16 protein-coding genes are annotated in these 15,124 nt (G+C 71.7%); 11 read left to right on the top strand and 5 right to left on the bottom strand.

Going from position 1 to position 15,124, the window contains the following annotated elements:
• The first annotated feature begins 10 nt into the window (after positions 1–10).
• Both ACFPOE_RS10250 and ACFPOE_RS10245 read left to right on the top strand, forming a co-directional pair.
• A complete protein-coding gene (locus ACFPOE_RS10250) occupies positions 11–1,303 on the top strand; it encodes an HlyD family secretion protein (RefSeq protein WP_376849985.1) in 1,293 nt (430 codons plus the stop codon).
• A 5-nt stretch (positions 1,304–1,308) separates the two neighbouring features.
• Positions 1,309–2,880: a DHA2 family efflux MFS transporter permease subunit gene (locus tag ACFPOE_RS10245; RefSeq protein ID WP_376849984.1), complete on the top strand. Its 1,572-nt coding sequence runs from the start codon at positions 1,309–1,311 to the stop codon at positions 2,878–2,880.
• 19 nt (positions 2,881–2,899) lie between these two features.
• On the opposite strand, the gene ACFPOE_RS10240 is transcribed toward ACFPOE_RS10245, so the two are convergent.
• The gene (locus ACFPOE_RS10240) at positions 2,900–3,028 is read right to left on the bottom strand and encodes a hypothetical protein (RefSeq protein ID WP_376849983.1); all 129 of its coding nucleotides are present in this window, start codon (positions 3,026–3,028) and stop codon (positions 2,900–2,902) included.
• A gap of 2 nt (positions 3,029–3,030) precedes the next feature.
• Positions 3,031–3,342, bottom strand: coding sequence for a hypothetical protein (locus ACFPOE_RS10235; protein ID WP_376849982.1), 312 nt, complete (start codon positions 3,340–3,342; stop codon positions 3,031–3,033).
• Between the two features lie 147 nt (positions 3,343–3,489).
• Between ACFPOE_RS10235 and ACFPOE_RS10230 the strand changes: the two genes are divergently transcribed.
• The 3 genes from ACFPOE_RS10230 to ACFPOE_RS10220 are packed head-to-tail and all read left to right on the top strand — an operon-like array spanning position 3,490 to position 6,136.
• The gene (locus tag ACFPOE_RS10230) at positions 3,490–3,699 is read left to right on the top strand and encodes a DUF3606 domain-containing protein (protein ID WP_376849981.1); all 210 of its coding nucleotides are present in this window, start codon (positions 3,490–3,492) and stop codon (positions 3,697–3,699) included.
• The gene (locus ACFPOE_RS10225; protein WP_376849980.1) at positions 3,696–4,181 is read left to right on the top strand and encodes a GNAT family N-acetyltransferase; all 486 of its coding nucleotides are present in this window, start codon (positions 3,696–3,698) and stop codon (positions 4,179–4,181) included. Before ACFPOE_RS10230 ends, ACFPOE_RS10225 begins: the two co-directional genes overlap by 4 nt.
• A 29-nt stretch (positions 4,182–4,210) precedes the next feature.
• Positions 4,211–6,136 (top strand): PAS domain-containing hybrid sensor histidine kinase/response regulator, encoded by a 1,926-nt coding sequence (locus ACFPOE_RS10220; RefSeq protein ID WP_376849979.1) that lies wholly within the window; start codon positions 4,211–4,213, stop codon positions 6,134–6,136.
• A 62-nt stretch (positions 6,137–6,198) separates the two neighbouring features.
• Here ACFPOE_RS10220 and ACFPOE_RS10215 read toward each other — a convergent pair whose 3' ends face one another.
• The 3 genes from ACFPOE_RS10215 to ACFPOE_RS10205 all read right to left on the bottom strand — a co-directional run bounded on the left by ACFPOE_RS10215 (position 6,199) and on the right by ACFPOE_RS10205 (position 10,489).
• On the bottom strand, positions 6,199–7,257 hold the full coding sequence (locus ACFPOE_RS10215; RefSeq protein ID WP_376849978.1) for a lipocalin-like domain-containing protein: 1,059 nt from the start codon (positions 7,255–7,257) through the stop codon (positions 6,199–6,201).
• Positions 7,258–7,327: 70 nt separating this feature from the next.
• On the bottom strand, positions 7,328–9,868 hold the full coding sequence (locus ACFPOE_RS10210; protein ID WP_376849977.1) for an ABC transporter permease: 2,541 nt from the start codon (positions 9,866–9,868) through the stop codon (positions 7,328–7,330).
• 144 nt (positions 9,869–10,012) lie between these two features.
• Entirely contained in the window at positions 10,013–10,489 is a 477-nt protein-coding gene (locus ACFPOE_RS10205) for a hemerythrin domain-containing protein (RefSeq protein WP_376849976.1), read from the bottom strand.
• Positions 10,490–10,604: 115 nt separating this feature from the next.
• Between ACFPOE_RS10205 and ACFPOE_RS10200 the strand changes: the two genes are divergently transcribed.
• Genes ACFPOE_RS10200 through ACFPOE_RS10175 form a run of 6 tightly spaced genes read left to right on the top strand, consistent with a single transcriptional unit; the run spans position 10,605 to position 15,025 of the window.
• Positions 10,605–11,564 carry a threo-3-hydroxy-L-aspartate ammonia-lyase gene (locus ACFPOE_RS10200; RefSeq protein WP_376849975.1) on the top strand — a complete coding sequence of 320 codons (960 nt, stop codon included), beginning with the start codon at positions 10,605–10,607 and terminating at the stop codon, positions 11,562–11,564.
• A gap of 14 nt (positions 11,565–11,578) precedes the next feature.
• Entirely contained in the window at positions 11,579–12,415 is an 837-nt protein-coding gene (locus tag ACFPOE_RS10195) for an alpha/beta fold hydrolase (RefSeq protein WP_376849974.1), read from the top strand.
• Positions 12,416–12,439: 24 nt separating this feature from the next.
• Positions 12,440–12,859: a DUF1801 domain-containing protein gene (locus ACFPOE_RS10190; protein ID WP_376849973.1), complete on the top strand. Its 420-nt coding sequence runs from the start codon at positions 12,440–12,442 to the stop codon at positions 12,857–12,859.
• Positions 12,860–12,912: 53 nt separating this feature from the next.
• A complete protein-coding gene (locus ACFPOE_RS10185) occupies positions 12,913–13,188 on the top strand; it encodes a DUF2277 domain-containing protein (protein ID WP_376849972.1) in 276 nt (91 codons plus the stop codon).
• 11 nt (positions 13,189–13,199) lie between these two features.
• Positions 13,200–13,565, top strand: coding sequence for a hypothetical protein (locus tag ACFPOE_RS10180; protein ID WP_376849971.1), 366 nt, complete (start codon positions 13,200–13,202; stop codon positions 13,563–13,565).
• A 44-nt stretch (positions 13,566–13,609) separates the two neighbouring features.
• Positions 13,610–15,025: an amidase family protein gene (locus tag ACFPOE_RS10175; protein WP_376849970.1), complete on the top strand. Its 1,416-nt coding sequence runs from the start codon at positions 13,610–13,612 to the stop codon at positions 15,023–15,025.
• The last annotated feature ends 99 nt before the right edge of the window (positions 15,026–15,124 follow it).

The raw sequence follows: 15,124 nt of genomic DNA, 5'->3' as shown, positions 1-15,124 counted from the left end.
GGAACCGAACATGGAAGCAAACCAAACTCCCGCCGTCGTCCCCACCGTGCACGCCGGCGCCGGCCGCCGGCGCAAGGCCCTGACCATCCTGGGTGCGGTCGTCGTGATCGGCGGCCTGGCCTGGGGCGGCTACGAATGGCTGGTGGCCAGCCACTACGAGTCCACCGACAACGCCTACGTGCAGGGCAACGTGATCCAGATCACGCCGCAGATCGGCGGCACCGTGATGGCGATCATGGCCGACGACACCGACTTCGTGAAGGCCGGCCAGCCGCTGGTCAAGCTCGATCCCACCGATGCGAAGGTTGCTCTGGACCAGGCCGAGGCCAACCTCGCGCAGACCGTGCGCCAGGTGCGCATGCTGTACGCCAACAACGGCTCGCTGTCGGCGCAGGTCTCGCTCAAGCAGGCCGACATCGGCCGCTACCAGGCCGACGTGGCCCGTGCCACCGACGACCTGAACCGCCGCCAGCAGCTGGTGGGCAACGGCGCGGTGTCGAAGGAAGAACTCGATCACGCCCAGACCCAGCTGGCCAACGCCCGCAGCGCGCTGTCGGCGGCGCAGGCCGGCGTGGTGGCGGCGCGCGAGCAGCTCACCAGCAACCAGGCGATGACCGAAGGCACCAGCGTGGACGAGCATCCCAGCGTGCAGGCCGCCGCCACCAAGGTGCGCGAGGCCTGGCTGGCCGCCCGCCGGGCATCGCTGCCGGCGCCGGTGGACGGCTACGTCGCCAAGCGCACCGTGCAGCTGGGCCAGCGGGTCGCCGCGGGCACGCCGATGATGTCCATCATCCCGCTCAAGCAGGTCTGGGTGGACGCCAACTTCAAGGAAGTGCAGCTGCGCAAGATCCGGCTGGGCCAGCCGGTCAAGCTCACCGCCGACATCTACGGCAAGAAGGTGGAATACGACGGCACGGTCGCCGGGCTCGGCGCCGGCACCGGCTCCGCCTTCGCGCTGCTGCCGGCGCAGAACGCCACCGGCAACTGGATCAAGGTGGTGCAGCGGGTGCCGGTGCGGGTGGAACTCGACCCGCGCCAGGTGGCAGCCAACCCGCTGCGGGTCGGCCTGTCGATGGACGTCGTGGTCGACGTCAGCAAGCAGGACGGCAAGACGCTGGCCGACGTGCCGCGCGCCGCGTCGCTGGCCACCACCGAGGTCTACGACTCGCTGGATACCGGCGCCGAAGCCGAGGTCAAGCGCGTGATCGCGCAGAACTCCGGCCGCGGCGTGCGCCCGGCCACCGCGGTGTTCGGCGCCTCGGCCGCCCCGGCGGTGGCCAGCAGAAACAACAACGCGCACTGAGAGCGATGGCCACGTCGCCCACGCCCGCTGCGCAGCACCAGCCGCTGGAAGGGTCCGCGCGGCTCTGGGGCACGCTGGCCCTGTCGGCCGCCACGTTCATGAACGTGCTGGACACCTCGATCGCCAACGTCTCGCTCCCGGCCATCGCCGGCGACCTCGGCGTCAGCCCGAACCAGGGCACCTGGGTGATCACCAGCTTCGCGGTGGCCAACGCCATCGCGCTGCCGCTGACCGGCTGGCTGTCGCAGCGCTTCGGCCAGGTGCGGCTGTTCGTCGGCAGCGTGATCCTGTTCGTGCTGGCCTCGTGGATGTGCGGCCTGGCGCCCAACATGACGACGCTGATCGCCTTCCGCGCGCTGCAGGGCTTCGTCGCCGGCCCGATGATCCCGCTGTCGCAGTCGCTGCTGCTTTCCAGCTACCCGAAGGCGCTGGCCGGGCTGGCGATGGCGCTGTGGGCGATGACCACGCTGGTGGCGCCGGTGCTGGGGCCGCTGCTGGGCGGCTGGATCACCGACAACATCAACTGGCCGTGGATCTTCTACATCAACATCCCGGTGGGCATCGCCGCGGCGCTGTCGTCGTGGGCGATCTACCGCAAGCGCGAGAGCCAGACCCGCAAGGTGCCGATCGACAAGCTCGGGCTGGCGCTGTTGGTGGTCTGGATCTCGGCGATGCAGATGGTGCTGGACCTGGGCAAGGAGAACGACTGGTTCCACTCCGGGATGATCGTCGGCCTGACGGTGGTGGCGGTGGTGGGCTTCGCCTTCTTCATGGTGTGGGAGCTGACCGACGTGCACCCGGTGGTGGACCTGCGGCTGTTCGCCAAGCGCAACTTCTGGGCCGGCACGGTGACGGTGTCGATCGGCTACGGCCTGTTCTTCGGCAACGTGGTGCTGCTGCCGCTGTGGCTGCAGCAGTTCATGGGCTACACCGCCACCGACGCCGGCATGGTGCTGGCGCCGGTGGGGCTGATGGCGATGGTGCTGTCGCCGTTCGTGGGCAAGACCGTGGGCCGGGTGGACCCGCGGCGCTACGTGACCTTCTCGTTCCTGGTGCTGGCGCTGGTGCTGTGGATGCGCTCGCGCTTCAACACCCAGGCCGACTTCGTCACCATCATGATCCCCACCGTGGTCCAGGGCGTGGCGATGGCGTTCTTCTTCATCCCGCTGATGACGATCACGATGTCGGGCATGTCGCAGGAGCGGATGCCGGCCGCCTCGGGCCTGACCAACTTCGTGCGGATCACGGCCGGCGCCATCGGCACCTCGGTCTCCACCACGCTGTGGGAAAGCCGCGCGGCGCTGCACCATTCGCAACTGGCGGAGGCGGTCAACCCGTCCAGCCCGGCGACGCAGGCCACGCTGTCGGGACTGGCGGCGGCGGGGCTGACGCCGCAACAGGCGCTGGCGCAGATCAACCGGCTGGTCGACCAGCAGGCCTTCATGCTGGCGGCCGCCGACATCTTCTACCTGTCGGCCGGGCTGTTCCTGCTGCTGATCCCGCTGGTGTGGCTGACGCATCCGCAGCGGGCGGCCGGCGGCGGCGGCGCGCTGGACGCGGCGGCCGGGGCGCACTGAGCGCAGGGGCAGGGCGCAGCTACTGCGCTTTCCTGCCCCACTTCTCGATCAGCACGCGCGCCATTGCTTTCTGCCGGATGGCGGCCCCATCGGCGCCCGGAAAGGCGGACCGCACGGCGGCCTCGACATCGGCCCGTGCGGCGGCCATGCCTATCCCAGCTGGTGGAACCCGCTGATGTCGAAGTGCACGTCCACCTTGGTGCCGCCGGCCAGGCGCAGGCGGAAGGTCTCGATGGTGCGGCCCTGGCTGTTGCGGCCCAGCGAGCGCAGGTCCACCTTCCAGTCGCGTTCCATCGCGCCGAAGGTCTTTTCCAGCCACGCGTACTCGGCCGGCACGCCCGCCATGGGGGTGTTCGCGGCAATCTTCACCGGCAGCTCCGGCGTGAAGCCCTCGCGCGGGGCCGCGCGCCGCGATCCAATCACGGTTGCATCCGCATCGACGCTGGAGTCCATCGAATTCATGTCCTTTCCCGCCGATTGTGCCGTGTCCGGCGCCGGCGGGGGTGCGCCCGCGCCGGCTGTGCCTCCCGTCCTACAACGGCGGCCGGCGCCCGGTGTCTAAGATCGGGGCATCTCTTTGCATCTGCATCCAATTCACGGAGTCACGCCATGATCGACGCCAACGCAGGATCGGCCAGCAAGCTCGGACGCGAACGCATCGACGTCCAGCACGACTACGCGGTATGCGCCTGGGCGCGGCACTTCAACACCAGCCAGACGCGGGTGAAGGAGGCGGTGCAGGCGGTGGGCGACCGGGCCGACCGGGTGCGCGACCACCTGGCCGGGCAGGGCGCCAGCGAGCGCCCGTCCGCCCGGTGACGGCGCCCGCCGCGCTGGCGCTGCGCAAGGCCACGGCAGCCGACGCGGCCGCGATTTCGCGCTTCAACCAGGCCATGGCCCTGGAGACCGAAGGCAAGACCCTGATCCCGGAACTGGTGGACGCCGGCGTGCGCCGCCTGATCGCCACGCCCGCGCTCGGCTTCTACGTGGTGGCCGTCGCCGGCGACCGCATCGTGGCCTGCCTGCTTGTGACCCAGGAATGGAGCGACTGGCGCAACGGCCTGTTCTGGTGGATCCAGAGCGTGTTCGTGGAGCAGGGCTGGCGCCGCCAGGGCGTCTACAGCAGCCTCTACCGGCACGTGCAGGAGCTGGCCGGGGCCGATCCGGGGGTCTGCGGCTTTCGCCTTTACGTGGAAAAGGACAATGCAGTCGCCCAGCAGGCCTATGCGGCGCTGGGCATGGCGGCGACGGATTACCTGATCTACGAGGAACTGCGACCTGGGGTGCGCTACTTCAAGTAGCATCAAGGTGCGACCTTTCCGCACCCCCCATGGAACCAAAAGTGATAGAGGACCGGCGCAACCCAGGCCTGGAAGAGCGCCTGCAGCTGCTGATCGAGGCGGTTGTCGACTACGGCATCTTCGTGCTTGATCCCCAGGGCCACGTCGTGTCCTGGAACACCGGCGCGCAAAAGCTCAAGGGCTACACCCGCGACGAAATCGTCGGCAAGCACTTTTCCACCTTCTACCCACGCGAAGAGGTGGAGCGCGGCTGGCCGCAGGAGGAACTGCGCCGGGCGCTGGCCAGCGGCCGCTTCGAGGACGAGGGCTGGCGCATCCGCAAGGACGGCAGCCGCTTCTGGGCCAACGTGGTCATCACGCCGCTGTACGAGTCCGGCGGCGAGCTGGCCGGCTTCGCCAAGATCACCCGCGACCTGACCGACCGGCGCGAGAACGAGCAGCGGCTGCGCGCCAGCGAGGAGCGGTTGCGGCTGCTGATCGAGAGCGTGCGCGACTACGCCATCTTCATGCTGGACCCGGACGGCACGGTGCGCGGCTGGAACACTGGCGCCCAGACGATCAAGGGCTACACGGCCGACGAGATCATCGGCCAGCACTTCAGCAAGTTCTACACGCCGGACGACCAGCGCGCCGGCAAGCCGGCCCGCGAGCTGGAGACCGCGCTGGCAGTGGGCAGCCTGGAGGACGAAGGCTGGCGGGTGCGCAAGGACGGCACGCTGTTCTGGGCCAACGTGGTGATCACGGCGGTGCGCGACACCTCGGGCCGGCTGATCGGCTTCGCCAAGGTCACCCGCGACATGACGGAGCGCAAGCGGCTGGAGGAGCTGGAGCGCTCCAGCCGCCGGATGAGCGAATTCCTGGCGATGCTGGCGCACGAGCTGCGCAACCCGTTGGCGCCGATCCGCAACGCGGTGACGGTGATGCAGCTGGAGACGATGGCCAGCCCGGCACTGCGCAACAGCCGCGACATCATCGACCGCCAGCTCACCCACATGACGCGGCTGGTCGACGAGCTGCTGGACGTGGGGCGCCTGACCACCGGCAAGGTCAAGCTGCGGCGCGAGAAGGTGGATTTCGGCGGCGTCATCGCCCGCAGCGTGGAGATGGCGCGGCCGCTGATCGAGGCGCGCGGACACCAGCTCAACGTGGACCTGCCGCCCATCGGGGTGTTCGTCAACGGCGACGGCACCCGCCTGACGCAGATCCTGCAGAACCTGCTGGTCAACGCCGCCAAGTACACGCCCGACGGCGGCCGCATCCGGCTGCAGGTGCAGGCCGCCGACGGCTTCGTCGACACCCGCGTCATCGACAGCGGCCGCGGCATCGAGCCCGACGAACTGGAGCGGATCTTCGAGCTGTTCATGCAGGGCGACACGTCCAACGCGCCCAACGAGAGCGGGCTGGGCATCGGGCTGACGCTGGCCCGCTCGCTGGCCCTGCTGCACGGCGGCACGCTGGAGGCCACCAGCGGCGGCTCCGGCCGGGGCAGCACCTTCATGCTGCGGCTGCCGCTGGGCGAACTGCAGGAGGACCTGCCGGACGAAGGCGTCCCCGGGCAGCCGGCGCCGGGCGCGCTGCGGGTGATGGTGGTGGACGACAACCGCGATTCGGCCGACAGCGCCACCAGCATCGTGCGGCTGCTCGGTTTCCGGGTGGAGACGGCGTACAACGGCGCCGCGGCGCTGGACCTGGCGCGCACGCTGCGGCCGCACGCGGTGCTGCTGGACCTGTCGATGCCGCAGATCGACGGCTACGAGACGCTCAAGCTGCTGCGCGTGCAGCCGGGGATGGAGAACGCCTACGTGATCGCGATGACCGGCTTCGGCAGCGACGAGGACCGCCGCCGCACCCGCGCCGCCGGCTTCGACGCCCACCTGGTCAAGCCGGTCGGCCTGGACCTGCTGGTCGGCGTGCTCAACGAGGCGCGCGAGCGGCACGAGGCTGCGGGCCCCTGAAGGCGCAACAGCCGGACGCAGAACACGCACAAGCAACGCAGAGAGCGCAGAAAAGACACTCGCTACAGCCGCAGCCGCTGGGCGTAGCCGGTCATCTCCAGATAGCCCTGGCCGACGCGCTTGCCGTTGCTGTCGAACAGGTGGGCCAGGCCTTCCCAGTAGATCGCGCCGGTGGAGGCGCGGCTGTCCAGCTCCTGGTCGTCGATGACGGCGCGCACGGTGTAGAAATCGGCGGGCGTGCGCACCATCCATTCGACCGGATAGGTGGCCTGTGAGAGCGGGCTCTTCCAGCGCCGCTGCGCGCTGAAGGCCACCTCGCCGACGCCGAAGTTGAACGGCTCGCCGCCGCGGGCGCGAAACGATCCGCCATCCCACAGCGTCGCGCCGTCCCTGCCGCGCAGCCGGAATGCGGTCAGCGCGCTGCCGTCGTCCAGGTTCATGCCGATCCAGTCCCAGCCCTGCGCATCGGGATGCAGCACCTCGTCGCTCCACTCGTGGTCCATCCAGGCCTTGCCCTGGGCCTGCAGCACCCGGCCCGGCAGCCGCAGCGTGCCGGTCACCGCCAGCTGCGGCTCGCTGTAGTAGTAGCTGGCCTGCTGCTCCTGCGGGCCCTTGCGCGACAGGCCGTTGCGGCCCTGCAGCAGCAGCGGCTGGGTCGGCGCGCAGCGCAGCTGCAGGCCGATCTCCTCGCCGGCCACCTGCGCCACATAGGCGCCGTCCTCGCGCCGCAGGCTCCAGTCGCGCAGCCGGATCGCGGTGTCCGTCCCGCTGGCCGACACCACGCCGAAGCCTTCGCGCGCGATCCGCTGGTCGTGCCGGAGCTTGCGGCCCTCGACGTCGGTGATCGCGGCGTGTGCGAACAGCAGCTGGCGGGCCGCGAACTGCGATTGCATCTGCTGCGTCGCGTCCACCCGCGAGCGGAAGAAGGTCACCTGGAAGCCGAACTCGCGCCCGCCGGAGCTGACGGCGCCGGTGATGTACCACCACTCGGTGCGCAGCGCCGGATGCGCGCCGTGGTCGCGCGGGAAGCGCAGCGTGAGCGGCGGCAGCGCCCGCGCCGGCCCGGCGGCCAGGGCGGCTATCAGCAGGGCGCGGCGGCGCAGCAGCACGAGCGGCGTCACGGTGCGATGCTCCCTCTGCTGTCATCCCGGGCTCGACCCGGGATGACAGACGAGTGCGCGCTGTCGCCCATCACCAATCCTCCTTCACCGCCAGCACCGCGTCGCGGCCCGCGGCGGCGCGCCCGGCCAGCCAGGCGGTCGCCGTGCCGGCGGCCACGACGGCCAGGCACAGCAGCGCGAGGCGCAGCCACGGCACCTCCAGGTCCATCGTCCAGTGGAAGCTCTGGGGGTTGACCACGTGCACCAGCACCAGCGAAACGGCCAGTCCCAGCGCCAGCCCGGCCAGCGAGCCGATCACGGTCCAGGCCGCACCTTCGCCGGCCACCACCGCCAGGATCTGGCGGCGCGTCAGCCCCAGGTGGGCCAGCAGGCCGAACTCCTTGCGCCGCGCCAGCACCTGCGCGCTGAAGCTGGCGGCGATGCCGAACAGGCCGATCGCGATCGCCACCGCCTGCAGCCAGTAGGTGACGGCGAAGCTGCGGTCGAAGATCCGCAGCGAGGTCGCGCGCAGCTCGCGCGCGGAGGCGAACTCCAGCAGCGCCGCGCCGTCGGGCGCCTGCCGCTGCGCCAGCTCGCGCAGCGCCTGCTGCACCGCGCCGGCGTCGGCGCCGGGCGCCAGCCACAGCTGCACGTCGTTGGCCCGCAGGTCGCCCGTCAGGCGCTGGTAGGCGCGCCGGTCGATCGCCACCGCGCCGCTCTGGCGCACGTAGTCGCGCCAGACGCCGGCGACGAAAAAGCGCGGCCGGCTGCCGTCCTTCACCGCCGGCTGCAGCGCGTCCGACAGGCGCGCGAATTCCTGGCCCGGGTGCACGCCGTGCAGGTCCACCACCGCCTCGCTCACGTACACCGGCAGCACGCCCGGCGGCACCGGCAGCGGCGCGCCGACCAGCGGCAGCGCCTGTGCCGGGTCGTCGATGCCGCGGGCGATCAGCGCCACCGCCGGCAGCGCCGGATCGAGCAGCAGGCTGCGCAGGCGCTGCGTCGCCACCCGCTGCACGCCGGGCAGCTGCGCCGCCGCGGCGACGAACTCCGGCGTGAAGTAGGCGCTGTCCGCCGAGGCCGACGACACCGCGGTGCGCACGTAGAGATCGGCCGGCAGCACCACGTCCAGCCAGCGCGCCACCGAGTCGCGAAAGCTCGCCACCATCACGGTCAGGGCCACGGCCAGGCTGAGCGCGGCGACCACGCCGCTGACCGCGACGGCGGCGCTTTCGCGCACGCGCCGCGCCCGTTCCACCGCCAGCAGCGGCAGCAGCCGGTGCGCCAGCAACGGCGCGAGCCGGTCATACAGCAGCGCCACCAGCCAGGGCAGGGCGGTGATGCCGCCGACCAGCAGGAAGCCGACCGACAGGTAGGCCGCCAGCGGAATGCCGGCGATCGGCGGCAGCAGCGCCAGCAGGCCGCCGGCCGCCATCAGCAGCAGCGACCAGCCGTGGCCGTGGCCGCCGGCGATCGGGCTGCCCAGGCCCTTGAGCGTCTGCGCCAGCGGCAGCCGCGACGCCGCCAGCGCCGGCCACCAGCCGCCGGCCATCGCGGCGGCCACGCCCAGCAGCCCGTAGGCGAGCGCGGCCGGCGTGCTCCACTGCAGCTGCGGCGCGACGCCGGGGAAGTAGCCGCCGCCCAAATCGCCGCCCAGCAGCTTGAGCGCCAGCGACGCCAGCGCGGTGCCCAGTGCGATGCCCGCGATGCTGCCGGCCGCGCCCAGCAGCGTCGATTCGGCCAGCACCAGCGCGCGCCGCTGGCGCGCCGTCAGCCCCAGCACGCCGAGCAGCGCGAACTGCTGCGAGCGCCGCGCGACGCTCAGCGACAGCACCGAGAACACCAGGAAGCCGCCGGTGAAAAGCGCCACCAGCGCCAGCACCGTGAGGTTGACGCGGTAGGCGCGCGACAGGTTGCTCACGCGTTCGGCCGCGTCGCCCGGTTGCCCCGCCGCGATGCCGGGCGGCAGCCGCAGGCCGCGCAGCCAGGCTTCGCGGTCGGTGCCGGCGGCCAGCCGCACGTCGATGCGCGTGAGCTGGCCGACGCGGCCGAACAGCTCCTGCGCCGCGCCGATGTCCATCACCGCCAGCGGCGCGCCGCCGGCCGCCACGCTGCCGCCGACACTGGCATCGCGCAGCTGCAGTCCGCTTTGCAGCCGCACGCCGGCGCCCGCCACGAGCCGCTGCGCCGCCGCATTGAGGAACACCGTGCCCGGCGCCAGCAGTGCCAGCCGGTCGCCGCCAGCGGCGGGTTGCGGCATCAGTGCCGGCGCCACCGCCGACACCACCAGCGCATCGACGCCGACCACGCGGATCGGCAGCCGCCGGCCGTCGGCCAGCGCCAGCAGCGTGGACAGTTCGAGCACCGGGCTGGCGACCGCGACCGCGGGGTCGGTGGCGATGCGGCCGAACAGCGCTTCGTCGAATGGCCCCTGGGCCGAGCGCAGTTCCAGGTCCGGCTGGCCGTTGACCGAACGCACCGCGCCCGCGAACTCGCTCAGGGCCGATGCATTGATGAGCTGAACCGAGAACGAGAGCGCGACCCCGAGCAGCACCGCCAGCACGCCGGCAGCGCTGCGCCACGGATGGTGGCGCAGCTCCTGCCAGGAGAAAGTGCGCAGCAGCGACAACATGCGCCGATTGTGGGCCTTCACCAACGAATGAGCGATGGCGGCTGGCCATGATCGTGGCCCTGCGACTTCTTAGCAATGCTGCGGCGGGTGGCATCCCGCATCTGAGCCGCGATGGCTGCCGGATCAGGTCCGGCGTGACAAGCCTCAGGCCATCGCGCCCATCAGTTCGTCCTTGCGCGCCTGCAGCTGGTCGCGCATGGCGACCAGGTCCAGCTTGCGGGCGGCGCGGGCCTTGGGGAACATTTCGGTGCGCTCGTCCTTGACGTGGTGGTCGATGTTCTCGCCCAGCACCTTGACCTTGGCGTCGAACATCTCGTCCGGCTCGGTCCCGCTTTCGATCTGGGCCACCAGGTCCTTGGCGCCCTGGTGCTCCACCTCGCCTTCGGCGACGATCGACGTGTCCTTGAGCGCGGCGCGCAGGGCCGGGTAGAAGATCTCTTCCTCGATCTGCATGTGCACGTTCAGTTCCTGGCAGATCTGCCGCACCAGCTCGATCTTCTTCTTGACCGCCGTGCGGGCGCGCGAGGCACCCAGGTCGGAGTAGGCGTTGAACAGTTTCTTGACGGCCTTGTGGTCGGCGTCGAGCAGGTCGCAGGCATCTTTTTCAGAGCGGGTTGCCATCGGGAATCTCCGGTTGTTGAGACTCCGATGATCGGCCGCGCCGGCGCCGCGGCCTGTAGGAGAAATTCGGCAGCGCCCGCCGGGCGCAGCGCGGGCTTGCGCTAAGCTCGTGCGGATGGATTCCTCCCCCACCTACCAGGACGTCGTGGCCGCCGCGGCGCGTTTGCTCGGCCATGCGCACCGCACGCCGGTGCTCCGGTCGTCCACCATCGACGGCCGGCTCGGCGCGCAGCTGCACTTCAAGTGCGAGAACTTCCAGCGCATGGGCGCCTTCAAGTTCCGCGGCGCCTTCAACGCGCTGTCGCGCTTCACCCCGGCGCAGCGCCGCGCCGGCGTGCTGGCCTTTTCCTCCGGCAACCATGCGCAGGCGATCGCGCTGTCGGCGCGGCTGCTGGAGATGCCGGCGGCGATCCTGATGCCGCTGGACGCGCCGGTCTCGAAGGTGGAGGCCACCCGCGGCTACGGCGCCGAGGTGATCCAGTTCGACCGCTACACGCAGGACCGCGAGGCGCTGGCCGCGGGGCTGGCGCAGGAGCGCGGCATGACGCTGATCCCGCCCTTCGACCACCCGGACGTGATCGCCGGCCAGGGCACGGCGGCCAGGGAACTGTTCGAGGAGGCCGGCGAACTCGACGCGCTGTTCGTCTGCCTGGGCGGCGGCGGCCTGCTCAGTGGCAGCGCGCTGGTCGCGCGCGCGCTGGCGCCGCGCTGCAAGGTCTACGGCGTCGAGCCGGAGGCGGGCAACGACGGCCAGCAGTCGTTCAGGACGGGGCGGATCGTCGACATCCCCACGCCCAAGACCATCGCCGACGGCGCCCAGACCCAGCACCTGGGCCGGTACACCTTCGAGATCATCCGGCGCGACGTCGACGACATCTTCACCGTCACCGACGCGCAGCTGGTGGAGGCGATGAAGTTCTTCGCCGAGCGCATGAAGATGGTGGTCGAGCCCACCGGCTGCCTGTCGTTGGCCGGCGCCTGCCACGCCGGCCTGGACCTCAAGGGCCGGCGGGTCGGCGTGATCGTCAGCGGCGGCAACGTCGACCTGCAGCGCTTCGCCTCGCTGGTGGCCTGACGATGGGGCGGCTGTTGCCCCTGGCGCAACTGCCCGAGGTGCAGCGGCTGGAAGGCCTGGCGATGCGGCTGCAAACGCCCTGCGGCCCGGACGGCACGATGGCGTGGCGGCGCTGGGGCGAGGGGCCGCCGCTGGTGTTGCTGCACGGCGGCAGCGGCAGCTGGACCCACTGGCTGCGCAACATCGACACGCTGGCGCAGCGCTACACCGTGTTCGCGGCGGACCTGCCCGGTTGCGGCGACTCGGCGCTGCCGCCGGGCGCGCGCGACGCCGACACCATCCACCAGCAGGTGGCCAACGGCATCGCGCAGCTCGCGGGCGGCGTGCCGGTGCAGCTGGTGGCCTTTTCCTTCGGCACCGTGGTGGCCGGCTTCATCGCCGCCACCCGGCCGGAGCTGGTGAAGCACCTGCACCTGGCCGGTTGCGCCGGGCTGGGCCTGGCGCGCCCGCGGCTGGAGCTGCGCTCGCTGGCCGGCGTGCCGGCGCAGGAACAGGAAGCCGTGGTGCGCGCCAACATGGAGGCGCTGATGGTGCTGCATCCGCAGACGCTGGACGACACGGCTCTTTCGCTGCATTACGCCAACCTGCAGCGCGACCGGCTGCGGCGGCGCCGGATCTCGCGCACGCCGGTGATGATCGAGCTGCAGGCCCGCTGGCAATGTCCCGTGCATGCGGTGTGGGGCAGCGGCGACGTGCTGATCCGCGACGACCGGGCCCGCCTGCCCGCGGTGTTCTCGGGCTGCGAGCTGCGCGGGCTGGCGCTGGTGGAGGATGCCGGCCACTGGCTGCAGTACGAACGGCCGCAGGCGTTCGACGCCGTGCTGCTCCAGGGGCTGGCGGCGGCGGACTGAAGGGATTGCTGCAAGGAGGCGAGCATGGACAAAGCGGACGCCGGCCCGGCCCGGCCGGCATCGCAACTGATCTCGCAGCGCATCGCCGACCTCGGCGACTGGCGCGGCGCCGCGCTGGCCCGGATGCGCAAGCTGATCCTGGACGCGGTGCCCGGGGTGGTCGAGGAGTGGAAGTGGATGGGCACGCCGGTCTGGTCGCACGGCGGCATCCTCTGCACCGGCGAGTCGTACCGGGACAAGGTCAAGCTCACCTTCGCCAAGGGGGCTTCGCTGAAGGACCCGGCGCACCTGTTCAACGCCAGCCTGGACGGCAACGCGCGCCGCGCCATCGACATCCGCGAGGGCGAGCAAGTGGACGCCGGCGCCTTCCAGGCACTGGTGCGCGAGGCCAGCGCCCTGAACGCGGCCGGCAAGTCCGGCGCGGCGAAGAAGGCCAAGGGCTGACGGCCCGGCCGCTGGCGGCATACTGTCGGCGACGCCGTCTTCCAGGAGTGCCCATGTGCAGGAACATCAAGACACTGTTCAATTTCGAGCCGCCGGCCAGCGAGCTTGAGATCCGCGACGCCTCGCTGCAGTTCGTGCGCAAGCTCAGCGGATTCAACGTCCCGTCTCGGGCCAACGCGCAGGCCTTCGACCAGGCGGTGCAGGAGATCGCCGCCAGCGCCCGCACGCTGATCGCCTCGCTGGTGACCACGGCCGAACCCCGCGACCGCGAGATCGAGGCCGCCAGGGCCCGCGCCCGTTCTGCCGCCCGCTTCGGGTCTGCCAGTTGACGGACGGCACCATGCGCACGACCAGCCTGGGCCTTCTGATCCTGGTGTGCCTGGCGATTGCCGGCGCCTATTTCGCCGGCCATTACATGGGCCAGGCCGACGCGCAGGACGGGACCGCCGACGCGGTGTTCTACGCGGACGCCGCGCGCAGCGCCGAATCGTTCGCGACGGCGGCCAGCATCCGGCAGGCGCTGCGCGAGTCGGACCCGGCCCGGGCGGAGCTGCTGGCAGTCCGCGACGCCGCCCTCAAGGTGCCGTCGCTGGTCGCCTGCGCGGCCTCGCCCGAGTGCGCGGCCGCAGTCGGCGCCCGGCTGCCGACCAAGGCGCAGCTCGATGAAGCGCTCGCCGCCCGGCGGGCGCTGCGCGAGCAGCCGTGAGCCGCTGCGGCCGGCAGAAATTCCACTTCACTGCGAGGTAAGCCATGGCGTCTGCCAACGATTTCTGGACCCTGTCGGCCGCCCAGGTGGCGGCGCTGGTGCGCTCGCGCCAGGCCAGCGCGCTGGAGGTGGCGCAGGCCGCGCTGGCGCGGGTGGAGCGGGTCAACCCCGCGCTCAACGCGATCGTGGAGCACCGGCCCCAGGAAGTGCTGGCGCAGGCCCGCGCCATCGACGCGGCCATCGCCCGCGGCGAGGATCCGGGCCCGCTGGCCGGCGTGCCGGTCACCACCAAGGTCAACATCGACCAGGCCGGCTACCCCACCACCAACGGGCTGCGCTCGCAGCGCGCGCTGGTCGCGCCAGCGAACAGCCCGGTGGCCGAGAGCCTGCTGCGTGCCGGCGCGGTGCTGCTGGGGCGCACCAACACGCCGGCCTTCAGCTACCGCTGGTTCACCAGCAACCAGCTGCATGGCGTCACGCGCAATCCGCGCGATCCGGCGCTGACGCCGGGCGGCTCCTCGGGCGGCGCGGCGGCGGCCGTCGCCTCGGGCATGGGCCCGCTGGCGCACGGCACCGACATCGCCGGCTCGATCCGCTATCCCGCCTATGCCTGCGGCGTGCACGGCCTGCGCCCCTCGTTCGGCCGGGTCGCCTCCTGGAACCCCTCGGCCGGCGCCGACCGGGCGATCGGGGGCCAGCTGATGGCGGTGTCCGGCCCGATTGCCCGCACCATCGCCGACCTGCGGCTGGGCCTGCAGGCGATGGCGCGGCCCGATGCGCGCGACCCCTGGTGGGTGCCGGCGCCGCTGGAGTGGCCGGATGCGCCGCGGCGCGCGGTGGTCTGCCTGCGGCCCGACGGCATGGACACGCGGCCCGAGGTCTGCGCCGCGCTGCTCGATGCAGCGGCTCGCCTGCGCGACGCCGGCTGGACCGTGGAGGAAGTGGACAGCCTGCCGCCGCTGAAGGACGCCGTGCCCCTGCAGATTGCGCTGTGGATGGGCGATGGCTACCAGGGCATGGTCGAGGCGGCGCAGCGCGAGGGCGATCCGGGCGCGATCGCCGCGCTGGCAGGGCAGCGGCAGCTGGTGGGGAACCTGCAGGCGGCGGACCTGTCGGCTGCGCTGTCCAGGCGGCTGGGCATCGCGCGGGCCTGGCAGCTCTATCTGGAACAGCATCCGGTGGTGCTGCTGCCGGTCTCGGCCGAACTGCCGTTCGAGAACGACCTGGACCTGCGCGATGCGGCTTCCTACGAACGCGTCTGGCGCTCGCAGATGACGATGATCGCGCTGCCCCTCACGGGGCTGCCGGCGCTGACGGTCAGCACCGCGCTGGTGGGGCGCACGCCGGTCGGCGTGCAGGTGGTGGCGGGGCGCTTTCGCGAAGACCTGTGCCTGGCCGCCGGCGCGGCCATCGAGGCCGGCGGCGTGCCGCCGGCGCCGGTCGAGCCGCAGGCCGCCTGAGCCGTTGCCGTCCTGGGCGCCCGCCGGCGCAGCCGGATCGGCACGCTGGCGGCAGTTCCTAGCGCCCTGTGAGCGGAATCCCTAAGGTACCTGGCTCAG

Origin of the sequence: Caenimonas terrae (assembly GCF_042655405.1) — a bacterium.
In the GTDB taxonomy this organism is placed as follows: domain Bacteria; phylum Pseudomonadota; class Gammaproteobacteria; order Burkholderiales; family Burkholderiaceae_C; genus Ramlibacter; species Ramlibacter terrae_A.
This window is presented reverse-complemented; position numbering and strand designations above follow the sequence as displayed.